At 63.7% G+C, this 18,810-nt stretch carries 13 protein-coding genes; 11 read left to right on the top strand and 2 right to left on the bottom strand.

The features are described 5' to 3' along the window. Positions 1-29 precede the first annotated feature (29 nt). The 5 genes from BG22_RS05720 (at position 30) to BG22_RS05700 (ending at position 7,833) form a co-directional block, all read left to right on the top strand. Positions 30-1,061 (top strand): 3-isopropylmalate dehydrogenase, encoded by a 1,032-nt coding sequence (locus BG22_RS05720; RefSeq protein WP_094666959.1) that lies wholly within the window; start codon positions 30-32, stop codon positions 1,059-1,061. Between the two features lie 221 nt (positions 1,062-1,282). Further along, the gene (locus BG22_RS11160) at positions 1,283-2,863 is read left to right on the top strand and encodes a lipoate--protein ligase family protein (protein WP_258186228.1); all 1,581 of its coding nucleotides are present in this window, start codon (positions 1,283-1,285) and stop codon (positions 2,861-2,863) included. Positions 2,864-2,972: 109 nt separating this feature from the next. Next, positions 2,973-3,692 carry a Crp/Fnr family transcriptional regulator gene (locus BG22_RS05710; RefSeq protein ID WP_094666957.1) on the top strand — a complete coding sequence of 240 codons (720 nt, stop codon included), beginning with the start codon at positions 2,973-2,975 and terminating at the stop codon, positions 3,690-3,692. A gap of 241 nt (positions 3,693-3,933) precedes the next feature. Next, a complete protein-coding gene (locus tag BG22_RS05705) occupies positions 3,934-6,288 on the top strand; it encodes a transglycosylase domain-containing protein (protein WP_140493993.1) in 2,355 nt (784 codons plus the stop codon). A 192-nt stretch (positions 6,289-6,480) separates the two neighbouring features. After that, positions 6,481-7,833 (top strand): NADH:flavin oxidoreductase/NADH oxidase, encoded by a 1,353-nt coding sequence (locus tag BG22_RS05700; protein ID WP_181163400.1) that lies wholly within the window; start codon positions 6,481-6,483, stop codon positions 7,831-7,833. 208 nt (positions 7,834-8,041) lie between these two features. Here BG22_RS05700 and BG22_RS05695 read toward each other — a convergent pair whose 3' ends face one another. After that, complete coding sequence (locus BG22_RS05695) at positions 8,042-9,190, bottom strand: quinone-dependent dihydroorotate dehydrogenase (RefSeq protein WP_140493991.1); 1,149 nt, start codon at positions 9,188-9,190, stop codon at positions 8,042-8,044. Positions 9,191-9,771: 581 nt separating this feature from the next. On the opposite strand from BG22_RS05695, the gene BG22_RS05690 reads away from it, so the two are divergent. From BG22_RS05690 to BG22_RS05665, 6 genes are all read left to right on the top strand, one after another. Then, positions 9,772-10,575, top strand: coding sequence for a DeoR/GlpR family DNA-binding transcription regulator (locus BG22_RS05690; protein WP_140493989.1), 804 nt, complete (start codon positions 9,772-9,774; stop codon positions 10,573-10,575). Positions 10,576-10,580: 5 nt separating this feature from the next. Next, positions 10,581-11,831 carry a galactose-1-phosphate uridylyltransferase gene (gene galT / locus BG22_RS05685; RefSeq protein WP_140493987.1) on the top strand — a complete coding sequence of 417 codons (1,251 nt, stop codon included), beginning with the start codon at positions 10,581-10,583 and terminating at the stop codon, positions 11,829-11,831. 120 nt (positions 11,832-11,951) lie between these two features. Next, complete coding sequence (gene galK, locus BG22_RS05680; protein ID WP_140493985.1) at positions 11,952-13,202, top strand: galactokinase; 1,251 nt, start codon at positions 11,952-11,954, stop codon at positions 13,200-13,202. 753 nt (positions 13,203-13,955) lie between these two features. Beyond that, on the top strand, positions 13,956-15,473 hold the full coding sequence (locus BG22_RS05675) for a DHA2 family efflux MFS transporter permease subunit (protein WP_094666950.1): 1,518 nt from the start codon (positions 13,956-13,958) through the stop codon (positions 15,471-15,473). 164 nt (positions 15,474-15,637) lie between these two features. Then, positions 15,638-15,910, top strand: a complete 273-nt coding sequence (locus BG22_RS05670; RefSeq protein ID WP_094666949.1) for an ACT domain-containing protein — start codon at positions 15,638-15,640, stop codon at positions 15,908-15,910. 234 nt (positions 15,911-16,144) lie between these two features. Then, a complete protein-coding gene (locus tag BG22_RS05665) occupies positions 16,145-17,509 on the top strand; it encodes a PFL family protein (protein ID WP_094666948.1) in 1,365 nt (454 codons plus the stop codon). 441 nt (positions 17,510-17,950) lie between these two features. Here the strand turns inward: BG22_RS05665 and BG22_RS05660 are convergent, their stop codons facing one another. Further along, positions 17,951-18,673, bottom strand: coding sequence for a tRNA (cytidine(34)-2'-O)-methyltransferase (locus BG22_RS05660; protein WP_375137702.1), 723 nt, complete (start codon positions 18,671-18,673; stop codon positions 17,951-17,953). Positions 18,674-18,810 lie beyond the last annotated feature (137 nt).

The following is an 18,810-nucleotide window of genomic DNA, read 5'->3' as shown; positions in this document are numbered from 1 at the left end:
TGTGGGCGCGCGAGTACGCTCCAGAAGCTATGGCAAAGACATACAAAATCGCCGTCATCCCCGGCGACGGCATTGGCAAGGAAGTCACCCCGTGGGCGCAGAAGGCCTTGGAAAAGGCCGCTCAGGGCGTGGCTGATTTCGAATACGAGCACTTCGACCTGGGTGCCGAGCGCTACCTGCGCGACGGTGCCATCCTCCCCGAAGAGGAAGAGGAGCGCATCAAGGCCAACGACGCGATTCTGCTCGGCGCCGTGGGCGACCCGCGCATCAAGGCCGGCATCCTCGAACGCGGTCTGCTCCTGAAGCTCCGCTTCGATCTGGACCAGTACGTGAACCTGCGTCCTTCCAAGCTGTACAAGGGCGTGACCTCGCCGCTCGCCAACCCGGGCGACATCGACTTCGTGGTGGTGCGCGAGGGCACTGAAGGCCTGTACTGCGGCGCCGGCGGAGCGGTCCGTCGCGGCACCCCGCAGGAGGTGGCCACCGAGGTGTCCATCAACACCGCGTATGGCGTGGAACGTGTGGTGCGCTACGCGTTCAAGCTGGCCATGAAGCGCCGCAAGCATGTCACGCTCGTGCACAAGAAGAACGTGCTAATCAACGCCGGCGACATGTGGCAGCGCATCGTGGACAAGGTGGCCGAGGAATACCCGGAGGTCTCCCACGACTACCTGCACATCGACGCGACCACCATCTTCCTGGTGTCCGACCCGTCCCGCTTCGACGTGATCCTCACGGACAACCTCTTCGGCGACATCATCACCGACGAGGCCGGCGCCGTGGTGGGCGGCGTGGGCTACTCCGCCTCAGGCTGCATCAACGCCTCCGACGAGTATCCGTCCATGTTCGAGCCGATTCACGGCTCCGCACCGGACATCGCCGGGCAGAACAAGGCTAACCCGACCGCCGCCATCCTCTCCGCCGCGATGCTGCTCGAGCACCTCGGGTTCGACGATGCGGCCAAGAAGATTCACGCCGCGGTTGAGGCGGACATCGCCGAGCTCGGCTCCACGGTCCGCAGCACCGACGAGGTCGGTCGCGACATCCTCGCCCGCATCTGAGCTGAGCGTCCAAGCGGGGTCTGCGCGACGTCTGTGGAGGCCCGCACGGGTATCCACAGGGTTCAAGTGGGACGAAACGTAACATGGCGTCGTCGCTGACTTACGTTTCGTCCCGTGCAAACGACGTCGCGGGCGCCTGGGTCGATTATTTGCCGATAATGAATCCCGGGGAGTGGGTTAATGGTCTGCCACCATCCCGGGGATTGGGTTATGGTGGTGGAATGAGCGGGATAATCGGACGCGGCGAATACAAGACTCCGGGCGGCAAACTGGTGGCGGTGACCGTGGTGCTGGCGGGTCACGCCATGACGGATGTCGCCGCAGTGGATGGTGCTATAGCTGGTTACACCATGGCGGATGGCTTCGCAGCAGATGGTGCTGTGGCTGATGATGCCACGGCGAATGGGACCGCGGTTAATGGGAGCGTAGCTGATGGCACCGTAGCTGACGATGCCACAGCGAATAGCGGTGATATCGTGCGCGGTGCCGGCACCCAAGTCGGTACTCCAGTCGGTGCCGTCGTGGAATCCTGCCGCGTGGACGGCGATTTCTTTGTGGAAGCGGCGTCGGATGCCGAATCCGAGGCGCTGCTGCATGACATCGAACTGGCCTTGGCCCAAGGCCGCCCGGTTCGAGTTGCGTTGGACGCCCATCCCGATGTCCGACTGGTCGGTACCGATGCCGACGCCATCGAAACCGCCTACGCGCGCGCTCTCGCCGGACTTCACGCCGGCGGCACAGAGCAATCGGATGACTCCCGAAAGTATCGGGGTGAGTCCATCAGGCGGTCATGCAAGGAGTCGACTCGGCGCCGACAGCCTGTGCAGAAAAGAGCTTCCGTCAATCCGTCACAGGGGGATTCCTTCGCCCTTTTCGAGCGGAACTCGCCGGACGCGGTCGCCGATTCGTCACAGGGGGATTCCCCGGACGTCGCGCCGGGCCAAGCCGGGGGATTGGGGCATACCGGGGAGCTAGGCCATACCAAGGAATGCCACGCCGAGGAACTGAGTCATGCCGAGGAATACCGCGCCCGCTGGGAGTCGCTGCGGCGGAATCTCGTCGTGGTTCATGACATCCCGCGCATGCCCGCCGAACAAATGACGATTGACGAGACTTGGGCGCGCGAGGTCGCGACGGGGGAACGCCGCCCCACCCTGCGTCTGTGGGAGTGGGCAGGGCCTGCGGTGGTGATCGGACGGTTCCAGTCCGCCCCGGACGAGGTCAATCTGGACGTCGCCGAACGATACGGCTTTGATGTGGTACGGCGCTGCACCGGCGGCGGTGCGATGTTCATCGAACCCGGCAACACCATCACCTATTCCCTGTATGCGCCGCTGGATTTCGTACGGGGCGTCAGCATCGAGGAGTCGTACCGGCTGTGCGATTGGTGGCTGGTCGAATCCCTGCGCGGACTGGGACTGGACGTGCGGTTCGCCGGACTCAACGACATCGCCTCGCAATACGGCAAGATCGGCGGCGCAGCACAGCGGCGATTCCCGGTCGATACGGGTAGGGCCGGCGCGGCAGCGGTGACGGCAGACGCCGATGCCAAGGGCGCGGCCGAGGATGCCGGTGCCGGTTTCGGGCGCGGGCGCGGACGCGGCGCCGGCGCGGTGCTGCACCATGTGACCATGGCGTACGACATCGACGCGGCGAAGATGGGCGCCGTGCTCAACACCAGCCGTGAGAAGATGTCCGACAAGGCGGTGAAGTCGGCGGTCAAACGCGTCGACCCGCTCAGAAGCCAGACCGGACTGAGCCGCGAGGCGATCATCGACCATTTGCTGGCATGGTTCGCGTGACCTTGCACCGCAGGGTGAACGTCTCGGGAGAAACCAGCGACGGCGCGCTACAATATGACGGACGGCCGAAGACGGTCCTGGATCCCGGAGTGAAGGCAAGGATGGTGTAATGAGCTTGAATACGCCCAATGCGTTTGCCGACGAGGAGAACATCCTGTTGCACACGGCGCTGTTCAAGCAGGTGTCACCCACCGAAGCCGAGGAGCTGTTGCCGCATCTGCGGCGTGCGGCATACGACAAGGGCGATTACATCTTCTCCGAAGGCGACACCGACCACCGTATGTACCTGCTCGAACAGGGGCGGGTGAAACTGATTCGCACGTCGTCCGACGATCGTGTGCAGCTGCTGTCCATCCATGCGCCCGGTGAGGTGCTGGGCGAGATTCCGGTGTTCGACCCGCACGGCGGCCCGCGCACCGCCTCGGCGGTGGCTATGAGTCACGGCACCCGTGTGGCATGGCTCGAGCATGACGCCCTGTTCGCATGGCTGGACGAGCATCCCCGCGTGGCCATCGACATGCTCCAGGTCATGGCCAACCGCCAGCGCGCCAACAACGAACGGATCTCCGATCTGGTGTTCATGGACGTGCCCGCCCGTCTGGCCAAGACGTTGCTCAATCTCGGTTCGCGATTCGGCGAGCCGGTGGAGCAGGGACTCAAGGTCCCGCACGATCTGACGCAGGAGGAGCTCGCGCAGCTGGTGGGCTCGAGTCGCGAGACGGTGAACAAGGCGCTCATGGACTTCTCGAACCGTGGCTGGATCGCGCGAGACGGACGTTCCATCATCATCTTCCAGCCCGGCATGCTCATCCGGCGTTCGCGGCGATAGCCTCGCGGCATAGCGGTTTGTTTCGTCATTGTCTGAGCGGTGTTGGCTCCCTCTGATGAGATGGGCTGGCAGTGAAGCTGACTGGGGAGAGACGGATATCAGTGAGACGGATCACTAAGCCCTCCGCGACATATTCGGCGGATATTCAGCGAATCTTACGCTAGTGCGGTTCTTGTGATGATATGCCCGCGCCCGTGGTGGTGGCGGGCGGTTGGTAGGGCGGCCCCTTTAGAATGGCCGCATGCCCAAAAAGAAGTCCCTCACCGTCCATCGTGTGCTCATTCTCCTTCTGGCCTACGTCATGCTCGCCGTCTCCGGTGGCGTGGCGGCCAGCGTGTTGTTCGTGCCGGGCGTGTTCGCCGCCAACAACGCGGCCAAGGCCGTGATCCCCTCGCTCAAGGTGGAGAACGTGGACTTCGATGTGACCAGCCTGCCGCAGAAATCCATCATGTATGCGAACGACGGCAAGACCGTGATCGCCACCTTCTACAACCAGAACCGCATCGTGGTGCCGCTGAGCAAGATCTCCAAGACCATGCAGCAGGCGGTGGTGGCGCGTGAGGACCGTCGATTCTGGACCCACTCCGGCGTGGACGTGCAGGGCGTCATGCGCGCCTTCGTGCAGACCTATCTGCTCGACCGTGAACAGCAGGGCGGTTCCTCGCTCACCCAGCAGTACGTCAAGAACGTGCTGCTCATGCAGGCCATCGAGGACGACGACCCGATCGCCCAGTACCACGCCACCGAGGACACCATCGCCCGCAAGGTGCGCGAGATGCTCATCTCGGTGCAGATGGAGAAGAAGTACTCCAAGCCCGAAATCCTGCAGGGCTACCTCAACATCGCCCAGTTCGGCGTGAACACGTATGGCGTCGAGACAGCCGCGCAGCGATACTTCAGCGTTTCCGCCGCGGACCTCAACGTGGTGCAGTCGGCCACCATCGCGGCCATCACCAAGAACCCGAGCCAGTTCGACCCGCTCATCGAGGCCAACCAAAAGGCAAGCCAGAACCAGCGCGACACCGTGCTCAAGCTCATGCTCGATCAGCAGTTCATCACCCAGAAGCAGTATGACGAGGCAGTCAACACCCCGCTCAAGGACACGCTCAAGCCCCAAAGCGTCAACGTGGGTTGCCAGGACACCGGCGACTACGCCTTCTTCTGCGATTTCGTGGTTCACCGCATTCAGAACTCCAAGGAATTCGGCAAGACCCGTGCCGAACGCAGCAAGCTGCTGCAGGAGGGCGGCCTGAAGATCGTGACCACACTGGATGTGGATGCCAACGCGCAGATGATGGAGGCCGCGCGCAACGCCATCGCTCCCAACGATTCGAGCGGCATGGAGATCGCGATGGCTTCGGTCAAACCGGGCACCGGCGAGGTGCTGGGCTTCGGCCTGAACCGTTACTACGACGCCACCTCCGCGGCCGATAGCGATCCGACCAAGTCCGGCCAGAACTTCGCCGTCGATCTGGCGGACGGCGGCGGCTCCGGATGGACCATCGGCTCGTCCTGGAAACCGATTAACCTCATCGCGTGGATGGAGTCCGGCCATTCGATCAATGACAACCTCCAGACCACCACGAACTATCCGACCACCGACTTCGCCTGCGACCGATACTCCGGCGGCGCCGACTCCTGGTCCGTCCAGAACGCGTTGGGCGCCGGCACCGTGAACCCGGAAAGCCCGTTCCTCGGTCTGGTTCGCTCCCACAACACCACACAAGCCACGATGGGCACCATCATGAAGCTGTGCAAGGTGGCGGACACGGCCACCGAAGTGGGCTACCATGATGCCGCCACCGGCGAGACCATCGACAAGACCTCGCAGTTCACGCCGTCCATGATGATCGGCTCGGTCAACGTCTCCCCGCTCACCATGGCCAGCATCTACGCCGTGTACGCCTCCAACGGCGTGCAGTGCAACCCGATCGCGCTGAAGAAGGTCACCGACCGTGATGGCAACGATCTCAAGGTGCCGTCCGCCAACTGCCATCAGGCCGTGGACAAGGACATCATCCAGACGCTCGCCTACACGCTGAACCAAGGCGTGGTCAGGGCCGACGGTGCCGGCGGCACGTTCCAGCTCAACAACGGGCGCAAGTCCTTCGGTAAGACCGGTACCAGCGACGATCTCGCCATCTCCGGCGGCTCGTTCATCCCGAACCAGATCGCCACGTTCGCCGTGGCCGGCGACGCGCAGAACCCGTACTCCAACCGCATGTCGAACATGACCATCAACGGTGTGTACGCCAGCGTGTGGGATGGTTCGATGATTCCGGCGCCCGCCGTGCGCAACTTCCTGAACGCCTATGCGGACAAGAAGCAGCTGCCGATAGACAACGACTATGGAACGCCGGTCGCGAAGTACACGAGCACCGGCAAGTACTACGGCATCGGCGGCCGCGCGTACACCGTGCCGCAGCAGTCCACGAACAATAACAGCAACCAGTCCACCACACAGGGGCAGGGCCAGACTCAGACTCAGAGTCAGGGCAACCAAACCGGAGGCACCACGACGACTCCGGAAGCCAACCAGAACGGCAATCAGAACCAGACCCAGAACCAGGGCGGGCAGACCAACAGCGGTCAGTGACGGACTGCCGGGTATCGGCTGATTGGTTTGCGGACGGCTGGTTCGCGAATGGTCGGTCCATGACCATTCGGTCGCGGTTCTTCCGTAATTACGTAGTTAACGGGCGTTTGTCTCTTCAGACGGCGCCCGTTCTACAATATTGAGGGATTGCATTGAACCGGGCCGCGGGGACGGCCACGATGAAGGGGAGCGATGAGCGATACCACTCACGACGAATTGACACACGAGAATTTTGATTTCCGGGGATTCGATCTGCCGGATCTCAAGGCGGTGACTTTGAACGCGGCGAATGTGTCGGGCAAGGGACCGAAAGGCTCCGGACCGGATGGCGCCAACGGTGACACGACCGGCGGAGCCGGCAAAGCCGGCAAGAGCAAGGGCAGGAATTCGAAGAAGAGCGAGAAAGGCGGAAAGGCCGTGGCCAAGGAGAAAAACGAGAAGAACGGCGTTGACAAGAAGAGCCGTCCGGGACTGTTCACACCGATGGAGCTGCGCGGGCTCACCGTGCGCAACCGCATCTGGCTGCCGCCGATGTGCACCTATTCGGTGTTCGCGCGCGACGGCAGGCCCACGCCCTTCCACTACCAGCATTACGTCTCCCGCGCGTTCGGTGGGTTCGGCATGATCATCGCCGAGGCGACCGCCGTGGCGCCGGAGGGGCGTATCTCCCCGTGCGATACGGGTCTGTGGGAGGACGGCCAGATCGATGCATGGCGCTGGATTGTGGACGGCATCCGCGAAGCCGGCGCGGTGCCGGCCATCCAGCTCAACCACGCCGGACGCAAGGCTTCGACCGGCTGCTTCGCGTTGGGGTACGAAGGCCAGAGCGTGCCTGAGGAGGCGGGCGGCTGGCCCACGGTGGCGCCTTCGCCGATTGCGTTCGGCGGGCTGGCCACGCCTCGTGCCCTGTCCGTGGACGAGATCCATGGCATTGTCGGAGCCTTCGCCGCGGCCGCCGGCCGTGCGGTGACGGCCGGATTCCAGGCCATCCAGATCCATGCGGCCCATGGATACCTGATTTCCCAGTTCCTCGACCCGCTGTGCAACGAGCGCGACGACGAATATGGCGGCGGTCTGACCGGCCGCTCCCGCTTCCTCATCGAAGTGGTGGACGCCGTGCGCGGTGTGGTGCCGGAGGATATGCCGGTGCTGGTGCGCGTCTCTGCGACCGACTGGGCCGCAGGCGGTTGGGATCTCGACCAGACGATCGCACTGGCCAAGGTGCTCAAGAACCATGGCGTCGATCTGGTGGACGTCTCCACCGGTGGCATCGTGGCGGGTGTGTCCATTCCGGTCAAGCCCGAGTATCAGGTGCCGTTCTCGGAGCAGGTGCGACTCAAGGCCGAGGTGCCGGTCACCGCGGTGGGGCTCATCACCAAGCCGAAGGAAGCGGCCAAAGTGCTCTCGCGCGGCAAGGCGGATGCCGTGGAGATTGGCCGCGCCGGCCTGCGCGACCCGTTCTGGCCGTTGCGCGCCGCCAACAAGCTGGGCGTGCCCGTCACCGAGGCCCCGTATGCGCCGCAATACGTGCGCGGCGCGTTCTGAGTGGTGTTGGTGATGGAAGTGAGTGCGTAGCGATAGGGCTCTTTTGGCGCTTCATCGTGGAGCGTAGATAGTTGAGGGGAGTTACGGGTGTTGGCCCGTGGCTCCCCTCAGTCAGCTTTGCTGACGGCTTCCCTCAGGGAAGGGAGCCGCTGTGTGGGGAGGCTTGTCTTTGTCCGTCGGGTCTCCTCGGGGAGAGAGCCGCTCTGTCTTATGCGTCTACACCGACGGCGTCGGATACGTGCTCGAAGCCGTCGCGGCGCAGAAGCTGCGCGAGGCCGCGCTTCAGTACCGTGATCTGCTGCGGGCCGCGGTACATCAGCGAGCTGATGAACATGACCAGATCCGCACCGGCGCGAATCTTGGCGTAGGCCTGCTCCGGGGTGAAGACGCCGCCGATGCCGGCGATCGCGAACCGGTCGCCGAATTCGTGGCGCACGCGACGGACCAATTCGGTGCTTGCCGTCGAGCACGGTCCGCCGGAGAGTCCGCCCTCCCAATCGCGCGGAATCTCGAGGCCCGTGCGGTCCTTCTGCAGATTGGCTAGGGACACGCCCTGCACATTGTGCTCGGCGAGCACGTCAAGCAGCTCACGATATTCCGGCCACGGCTTGTTGAGCGGCATCTTGACCAGCGTAGGCTGCGGACGATCGATCTTGTCCAATGCGGTGAACAGGCGGTCCAGATTCTCCGGGCTGGCCGTGAACGGCTCGCCGACATGCGTGTTCGGGCAGGAGACGTTCACCTCCACCATCGCGGTGCGGCCGGCAGCCCGGCGCATGGAGATGCAGTAGTCCTCAATGCCCTCGTCCAGGTCGCCGCACAGCTCATCGTTGGTGCGCGCGATGGAGACGGACACCTGCATCTGCCGGGCCTGCGTCCAAGCCTGCTCGGCGCGGGCGATGACCTTGTCGGAACCGATGTTGGCGAGTCCGACATGCACCATCATCGAATCGTATTCGGGCAGACGATGGAACCACGGCTTGGGGTTGCCGGGGCAGGGGCGCGACGTGGTCGACCCCACGGTCTCGAAGCCGAAGCCCGCGTTATCCAGCAGCACCGGCATCTCGCAGTTCTTGTCCAATCCCGCCGACAGGCCGAACGGATTGGTGAAGTCAACGCCCATCACCTGCGTCTCGAGAATCGGGTCGGTGTAGTCGAGCATCGTGCGCTCGGCCCACAGCAGCGGCGGCATGTGCTTGACCACGCTGCAGAACGTGATCATCTGGTCATGCGCCTCGTCGGGGCGGTGGTTGAACACGAAGTTCGGCTTGATGATGTGCTTGTAGCCGAAGGTGAAGAGGTCCGTGGTGGCTTTGTTGACGGCATCATGCCAGAAACTTTGCGAAACGTAGGTCATGCTTCCATTGTCTCACGGGCCCGTCGCCCTCGGTAGGGGTGGGGCCGTCAGATGGGCGGAGGCAAGGGCGCGCACAATGCCGCCGCGTCCATGAGAAGCGTGGAACAGTGCGGCGGATTGTTCGGCGGCCTCCGGGAATGCCGACGCGCCCGTGAGAAGCATGGACCGTCGGTCGGGTGGAGTCTAAGGCGGACGCTCGTCATGTCACTTTGTGCGGTTTCCTGCTTGGTCCTTCTGCGTGCCTGCAGCGCCTGCATATCCTCGTCGCCGGGGTGTCGCCCACTTCGTCTTCATCGCCCCAAACATGCGTGCCCGTTGCGCCCTCGTCGCCGGGGCGTCAGGGCGTCGGGCGGCACAGGAGGGTCGTGAGAAGACGCATGACGACGGCCGACTGCCGAACCGACAACGACCGGGCCGATACGTAGTTTCGCGACCGCGAATGTGAGATTTTGCGCGGTTTGGCGGTGGTGAGGTGGCAAAACTACCGAAATGGGCGCCAAAAGCTTCATAACGTCGGAAATTTGTCCTCAAAACGCTCAGTTCGGTTTGGTTTGTGAGCTTTTGTGTGCGATAATGTTCGTATGATTTCGTCACAACGTCAGCACCTGATCCTGAGCAGGCTGCGCACGCGAGGTGCCGTGCGCATCACCGCGCTCTCGAAGGAGCTGGGGGTGTCAGCGATGACCATTCGCCGAGACATCGCCGAGCTTGCGGACAAAGGTCTGCTCAAGCGCGTCCATGGCGGTGCCGTGACCACCAGTACCTTGTTGAGCGAGCCATTGTTCTCCGTCAAGTCCCAGATGGACATCGGCCTCAAGGACGCCATCGCGCAGGAGGCCGTCCGATACGTGGCCCCTGGCGACGTGATCGCCATCGGCGGTGGCACCACGGCGTATGTCTTCGCCCAGCATCTGCTTGAATCGCAGCAGTCCAGCGGCATCACCATCCTCACCAATTCGATTCCGGTGGCCGAACTGGTCCAGGCCCTCGAATCGAAGGACGTCGAGGTGATCGTCACCGGCGGCGTGATTACCCGCTCGAATTCGCTCGTCGGGCCGATCGCGGACAAGGTCGTCGCCTCGCTGCGCGTGAACACCGTCTTCCTCGGCACCCATTCGGTGTCGATTCCCCGTGGCTTCCTCATGCCGAACTCGCTGGAGGCCGCAACCGATATGGCGATGATGGACATCGCCGATCGCACCATAGTTTTGACCGATCACACCAAGTGGAGCTGCACGTCGTTGTCGTTGTTCGCGCGCTTCGATCAGGTCGACACGGTCATCACCGACGACGGGCTCGATCCCGATTCCGCCGCCAAAACCAAGGATTTGGTCAAGGAACTCGTGCTGGCCCACCAGAGCGAGACCAATGAGGAAAGTGAGTGACACCCATGGCTGATTTCGCCAACTACACCCCTGGGGAGTATGCGAAGGAGCACATCCGCATCACGCCGACGACGCTTGCCGACGGCCGTGATTTCTTCTACCTGGACGACGACCCCGAGTACGTCTCCGGCGCCAAGACCCGCGAGCTCAAGGACCCGCGTCCGCTGGGCTACCGCTTCGCGCCGCATCTGGACGCCGACGGCAACGAAGTGCCGTACGCCGCCCCGCAGATGCGCCGCGACCCGCTGACCGGCGACTGGATTCCGATGGCGACCGCCCGCATGAACCGCCCGATCACCGCCGGCCCCGGCGCCACCGCCAAGGGCAACCCGCTGGCCGCCCGCAAGCCCGGCGACCCCTACCAGGACGGCGAGGTGCCGGACACCGACTACAACGTGGTTGTGTTCGAGAACCGTTTCCCCTCGATGGTGCGCGTGCCCGGCGAGGACGACTCCACGAAGTTCGTGAACGGCAACCAGCTGTGGGAGCAGAAGCCCGCCGCCGGCCGCTGCGAGGTCATCTGCTTCGACCCGAACGAGGATGGTTTGCCGGCCGACCTGCCGGTCTCCCGCCTGCGCACGGTGGTCGAGGCCTGGGCCTTCCGCACTGCTGAAATCTCCAAGATGGACGGTATCGAGCAGATCTTCCCGTTCGAGAACCACGGCGCTGAGATCGGCGTCTCGCTGGCCCACCCGCACGGCCAGGTCTACTGCTACCCGTTCATCGCGCCGAAGATGGAGAAGGAGCTGCAGCACACCGAGGCCTACCATGAGAAGACCGGCGGCAACCTCCTCAAGGACATCATGAACGCCGAGCTCGAGGCCGAGGAGCGCGTGATCATGCGCAACCACAGCTGGGTCGCCTACGTGCCGGCCGCCGCCCGCTGGCCTCTCGAGGTCCACGTCGCCCCGGTGCGCGACGTGCTCACCCTCGACCAGCTCAACGACGACGAGCGTTGGGACCTCGCATCGATGTACTCGCACCTGCTCAAGCGCGGCAACGCCTTCTTCGACAAGGGCGACGGCAAGGGCATGGACCTGCCGTACATCGCCGCCTGGCACCAGTCCCCGATCCACGACCCGCGCCGTGAGAACTACCGCCTGAACCTGCAGTTCTTCTCCTTCCGTCGTGCCGCCAACAAGATCAAGTACCTCGCCGGCTCCGAGTCCGGCATGGCCGCCTGGATCTCCGACACCACCCCGGAACTCATCGCCAAGCGCTTCCACGAGCTCGGCGACGTGGACATCGCCGACTGAATCCAGTTCTCTCCTCTCTCTTCTGCCCGCCTTGCGTCTGGCTCCCCTCCATGAGGGGAGCTGCCGGGCGAAGCCGGCTGAGGGGAGCCTAAGCAATTGCGTACAGAAAGAAAAACATCAATGACTGCTGTTGAATTCATCGAACCGATCTCACATCAGGCCGGTGTGGAGCAGGCCACGGCGCTGTTCGCCAAGACCTATGGCGTCCAGCCCGAAGGCGTCTGGGCCGCTCCGGGCCGTGTGAATCTCATCGGCGAGCACACCGACTACAACGCCGGCCTCTGCCTGCCGATCGCACTGCCGCATCGCACGTTCATCGCCCTGAGCCCGCGTGAGGACACCAAGGTGCGTGTCGTCTCCGACGTCGCCCCGGACAAGGTCGCCGAAGCCGAGCTCCAAGACCTGCAGGCCCGTGGCGTGGACGGCTGGTCCGCATACCCGACCGGCGTGGCATGGGCGCTGCGCGAGGCCGGCTTCGACAAGGTCAGGGGCTTTGGCGCCGCGTTCGTCTCCTGCGTGCCGCTTGGCTCGGGTCTGAGCTCCTCCGCCGCGATGACCTGCTCCACCGCTCTGGCCCTTGACGACGTGTACGGTCTCGGCTACGGCGCATCCGACGCCGGCCGCGTGACCCTCATCAACGCCGCCATCAAGTCCGAGAACGAGATGGCCGGCGCCTCCACCGGTGGCCTCGACCAGAACGCCTCGATGCGCTGCACCGCCGGCCATGCGCTGCTGCTCGACTGCCGTCCGGAACTCACCCCGCTGGAGAACGTCTCTCAGCAGGAATTCGACCTCGACAAGTACGGCCTCGAGCTGCTCGTGGTCGACACCCAGGCCCCGCACCAGCTCAACGACGGCCAGTATGCCCAGCGCCGCGCCACCTGCGAGCAGGCCGCGAAGATCCTCGGCGTGGCCAACCTGCGCGTCACCGCCGACGGCATCTCCAAGTCCGATGATCCGTTCCAGGCGCTGAAGGAGACGCTGGACGCCCTGCCGGACGAGACCATGAAGAAGCGCGTGCGCCATGTGGTCACCGAGATTGAGCGTGTGCGCTCCTTCGTCCGCGCCTTCGCGAACGGCGACATCGAGGCTGCCGGCCGTCTGTTCAACGCCTCCCATGATTCGCTCGCTGCGGATTACGAAGTCACCGTGCCCGAGCTCGACGTGGCTGTGGCCGTGGCCCGCAAGAACGGCGCCTACGGTGCGCGTATGACGGGCGGCGGCTTCGGCGGCTCCATCATCGCGCTGGTCGACAAGGGTCGCAGCCACGAGGTCGCCCAGGCCATCGCCGACGAATTCGAAAAGCAGGGCTTCCACGCGCCGAGGGCGTTGGCCGCTGTAGCGGCTGCATCGGCGTCGCGCGAGGCGTGACGTCAATTCAGCCGAGGAGAGCCCAGTGGGCTCTCCGGCTACAGCGGCCGAGGGTGAGCCGATAGGCGAACCCGAGGTGATATTGAGTCGGCCGTAGGCCGTCCTTAATTGCAGGACTGCGGTCGCGGCATCTCACCTACGGGCAGTCCACTGGACTGTCCGTTTGACGGTTTGGCACGCGAAGCGTGACAAGAGCCGACGGCGCGTTGGACAGTCCAGTGGACTGTCCAACGACCGCGGCCGAGACAAGCCGATAGGCGAGTCGAGGTGGCATTGAGTCGGCCGTAGGCCGTCCTTAATTGCAGGACTGCGGTCGCGGCATCTCACCTACGGGCAGTCCCACTGGACTGCCCATTTGACGGTTCGGCACGCGAAGCGTGACCAAATATCGGCTTGGCTCCCCTCTATGAGGGGAGCTGTCAGCGAAGCTGACGGAGGGGAGTCGTCAGCGAAGCAAGGTGAGAAGGGAGTCCTAAGGAAATCCCGCAAGTCAACTCCATCCACCCCGCGACACGCGCGGCCCGACTTACGAAAAATCGAAAATCGTATTACGGTACCCCGTGACTTGATAATCGCATGCCTTTGGCGTTTTCCGCCTGAAGGCATGCGATTTTTTGTTGCCGACCGAGACCCGGACGTTAGGGGTGTTCGGCTTCAGCCAAAGACGCCACGCAACGGTTCGGGCCGCGGCATGCTCCGCGGGCCCGGCCCGGCGTGAGCCATGGCCAGCCGCCGGTGGCGACACAAGCGCACATGAGAGAGGTATTTCAGTTGTCCGTCGATAAGACAACCGTACGTAAGAATCAATTGATCGATGCGTCGTTCGTGCCGGACAGGCCGCATCACATCGACCATCCGCACAAGGTCATGCTCGGCCTGTACATCAGCGTGTTCCTGGGCATGCTTTCGGAGACATCCATGAACATCACCCTGCCCGACCTGATGACCGATTTCGGCGTCTCGTCCGGCACGGTGCAGTGGATGGTCGTCGGCTACATGCTCGCCATCGGCGTGGTGCTGCCGTGCGTGGGATTCCTGCTGAAGTGGGTCAAGGCCAAGACGCTGGCGCTGTTCGCGCTCACCTGCTTCCTGATCGGTGCAATCGTATGCACCTTTGCCCCGACCTTCCCGATCCTGCTCGCCGGCCGTATCGCCCAGGGCATTAGCACCGGCATCGTGCTGCCCACCATGTATGCGGCCATCATGCGCGTATTCCCGCCGCATAAGATCGGCGCGGCCAACGGCGTCGCCGGTCTGGTGATCATGTTCGCTCCGGTCATCGGTCCCACCATCGCCGGAGCGCTCATCGGCGCCCTGTCGTGGCGCGCGATTTTCGCACTGTTCGCCGTGGTCGCCGTCATCGCAATCGTGTGCACGGCGCTGTTCTTCATCACGCCGATCGAACGCACGCGGCCGTCCGTCGATGTGCTGTCCGTCATCGCGTCCGCCGTCGGCTTCGGATGCCTCGTCGCCGGCGTGAGCCTGATCAGCGACATGGGCTTCTCGCCGGTCGTGATCGGTCTGCTCGTCGTTGGTGTGCTGGTGTTGGCGTTCTACGCGCGCCGTCAGCTGACGATCGCATCGCCGTTGCTTGATCTGCACGCGTTGGGCATCGCGGCGTTCCGCGTTCCGGCCATCATGGTCAGCTGCTCGTTCGCCTGCACGTTGGCGTTCATGTACTTGGTGCCCCAGGAACTCCAGCGCGGTCTTGGGCTGAGCTCCACCGTCGCCGGTCTGCTCATGCTGCCCGGCGGCGTCGTCAACGCGATCTGCACGCTGATGGCCGGGCGTCTGTTCGACCGTCATGGCGCGAAACGACTGGTGTGGTTCGGCGTGGCGATGACCGTGATCGGTGGCGCGATGTTCTTCGCCATCGGCACGGATTCGACGATTGCGCTGTTCATCGCCGCGCACGTCATCGTGATGGTCGGCATCCCGTTCATCCAGCAGTCCGCGCAGTCGGCGGCGCTGAAATCGCTGCCCATGCACATGGCGGCGGACGGCAGCACGATCATGAACACCATGCAGCAGGTGTGCGGCGCCATCGCCACGGCTGTGGCCACATGCCTGCTCGGCCTTGGCCAGATGCGGTATGTCGCGGCGGGCGGCGACAACCCGGCCCAGGGCTTCGTGGACGGCTCCCGGTACGGGTACCTGTTCGGTCTGGCGCTGGTGGCGGTGGCCCTGCTGTTCTCGTTCCTGCTTTCGGAGCATACGGATGAGCCGAAGCTGGTGCCGGTGCACGTCGATATCGAGAAACTGGCCGCGTGACGCGCCGCGCGCCCCTCGGCAGGTGCTTCCCGATTTCCCATGATTCCCTGTAATCAGCGCTGAATGGACCATGCTACGGCATGGACATTCCGGGTGTTCGCAACGGGTGTTTCCCTATACTGGAAACACCCGTTTTTTCGTCTTCAACCTGAATCAGGAGAGCCATGAACAAGGCCATCATCACCGTCGTCGGCCAGGATACCGTCGGCATCATCGCGCGCGTGTGCACGTACCTGTCCAATCACCACGTCAACGTGCTCGACATTTCGCAGACCATCATCGACGGCTTCTTCAACATGATGATGATCGTCGACTACTCCAATGCGGACAAGGAATTCAGCGCCATGGTGGGCAACCTCGAGGATCTCGGCGACGACATCGGCGTGCGCATCCGTTGCCAGCGTGAGGAGATCTTCACCAAGATGCACCGCATCTGAACCAGCCCGCTGGCCAGGCTGGTTCACGCGAGGAAGCGGAAAGCCCGGTGTGCTTTCCACCGACGGAACCAGCCTTGTCGCCACCAACACATGGATAGTATGCCGCGTCGTAAGTTCGTTGATGATGCCATGTTTCCCCTTGTCAGAGGAACCGGGCCGCGAAGCGGGCCTGAGGGGCAGTCGATTCGTCAATGAGTTTTCCGATGCAGGGCAATAGAACCTAAGGAACACACCATGCTGAACATCATGGAGGTCCACGAGACCAATCAGATGATCGAGCAAGAGAAGCTCGACGTCCGCACCATCACGATGGGCATCTCGCTGCTTGACTGCGCGGCGTCCACCGTGGACGAGACCTGCGACAACATCTACCGCAAAATCACCACGTACGCCAAGGACCTCGTCTCCACCGGCCAGTCCATCGAACGCGACTACGGCATCCCGATCGTCAACAAGCGCATCACCGTCACCCCGATTTCATTGGTCGGCGCGAGCTCCTGCAAGACCAGCGAGGATTTCGTCAAGATCGCGCACGCGCTGGACCGCGTCGCCAAGGAGGTCGGTGTGGACCTCATCGGCGGCTACTCCGCGCTCGTCTCCAAAGCCATGACCCCGGCCGAGAAGCTGCTCATCGAGTCGCTGCCGCAGGCGCTCGCCGAGACCGACATCGTTTGCTCGTCGGTCAACGTGGGCTCCACCAAGACCGGCATCGACATGAACGCCGTCGAGCTGCTGGGCCGCATCATCAAGGACATCGCCTACAACACGCGCGACAACGACTCCTACGGTTGCGTCAAGTTCGTGGCCTTCTGCAACGTTCCGGACGACAACCCGTTCATGGCGGGCGGCTTCCACGGCGTGACCGAGGGCGACGCCGTGATCAACGTCGGCGTGTCCGGCCCGGGCGTGGTCTCCCGCGCGCTCGACGCGGCCAAGGGCAAGGACTTCGAGTTCCTGTGCGAGACCATCAAGCGCACCGCCTTCAAGATCACCCGTGTCGGTCAGCTCGTCGCCCAGGAGGCGTCGCGCAGGCTCGGCGTGCCGTTCGGCATCATCGACCTGTCGCTTGCCCCGACCCCCGCCGTAGGCGACTCGGTGGGCGAGGTGCTCGAGAAGATCGGTCTGGAGCAGGTCGGCGCCCCCGGCACTACTGCGGCACTCGCCATGCTCAACGATCAGGTCAAGAAGGGCGGCATCATGGCGTCCTCCTACGTGGGTGGCCTGTCCGGCGCGTTCATTCCCGTCTCCGAGGACAAGAACATGATCGACGCGGCGTCCTCCGGATGCCTCACCATCGAAAAGCTTGAGGCGATGACCTGCGTGTGCTCGGTGGGCCTCGACATGATCGCCATCCCCGGCGACACGTCCGCCGCCACCATCTCCGGCCTCATCGCGGACGAGGCGGCCATCGGCATGGTCAACCAGAAGACCACGGCCGTGCGCGTGATTCCCGTCTACGGCAAGGGCGTGGGCGATATGGCCAACTTCGGCGGTCTTATGGGATACGCCCCCATCATGCCGGTCAATCAGACCAGCTGCGAGGCCTTCGTGACCCGCGGCGGCCGCATCCCGGCTCCGATCCACAGCTTCAAGAACTGAGTCGTCGGGGTATCTGCGTTGCAAGGGGTACTTCTTGCCACTTGCGGACAGCTATCCGCTTTGCAAGGGGTACCCATATACGAAAACCACGGGTATGAACGTTGCAATATCAACGCCCATACCCGTGGTTTTCTCGTTGAAGTACCCCTTGCAAAGCAGATAGCTGTCCGCGGAAGTGAAAATGTACCCCTCGCAAGGCAGATAGGGCTGCGAAGGCCGTTGCGCACGGGTGTACGGAGGAGGATGCGGTCGATGTGGCCGCTTCTCCCAATTTCATGGTTCCGCAATCTGCCCGGTGCTGACGGGGTTCTTTCCTAACCCTCCGGTCCGTTGGGACGGGAATGGGGGGATGGAGGGAGCGGACCGGTGGGGCGACAGACCGCAGTCCATGCGGAAAGGCCGGGAATCAAGTAAGCGGAATGGGAATGGTGACGGCTTCCCTCACCGGCCGCCAGCGAACCCCAGCTGTCGCCATGCCTCGTAGATGGCGATGGACGCGCAGTTGGTGAGATTCAGCGAACGAAGCGACGGGCGCATCGGGAGCCTCACCTGCTCGGCCACATGCGGGCCGGCCATGATGTCCATCGGGTCCGGGATGTCACCGGGCTCCGGCCCGAACAGCAGGATGTCGGTCGGACGGTATTCGATGTCGGTGTACAACTTGGTGGCATGCGCGGTGAACGCGATGATGCGCGAATTGGGCATCGACTCCACCAGATTCTCAAAGTTCGGGTGCAGCACCACATGCGCCATGTCGTGATAGTCGAGCCCGGCGCGGCGCAGCTTGGTGTCGCGCAGATTAAAACCGAGCGGCTCCACCAGATGCAGGATCGTGCCGGTCACTGCGCACAGGCGGATCGCCGAGCCGGTATTGCCGGGGATGCGCGGCGAGTAGTAGCACAGATGCGGTGTGACGGTCTCGGCGGCTGCGGCCTTCTCAGCCGACAGCATCGCGTCCACCACCGAGATCGGGTTGCCGTGCGCATCGGTCACCAGCTCGTCCGGCCCATAATTGGACTTGCGGTAGCCGTATTCGAACATCTTCTCGACTTTGGCTTCGGGGTCGGCGGCCGGGCCGACCGCCGAGTCGGCCACCTGCGCCGAAACGGTCTGGGCGCCCTCGGATGCGGGGATGTGCGGGTTCACTTCTGCCTCGTTCGTCATAGCTGCTAAGAATAAGAACGATGAACGACACGATGTGGCTTCGCTCCCGTCCGGGCGCCGGCAAGGAACCACGATGGCTGGTTGGTCGGACGCACGGCATTGCAAGGCGCCGCGGGGCATGAGGGACATCGCAGGGG

Source organism: Bifidobacterium sp. UTBIF-78, from assembly GCF_006408945.1.
GTDB classification, from domain to species: domain Bacteria; phylum Actinomycetota; class Actinomycetes; order Actinomycetales; family Bifidobacteriaceae; genus Bifidobacterium; species Bifidobacterium myosotis.
The sequence above is the reverse complement of the archived record's forward strand: the minus strand, read 5'-3'. Positions and strand labels throughout refer to the sequence as shown.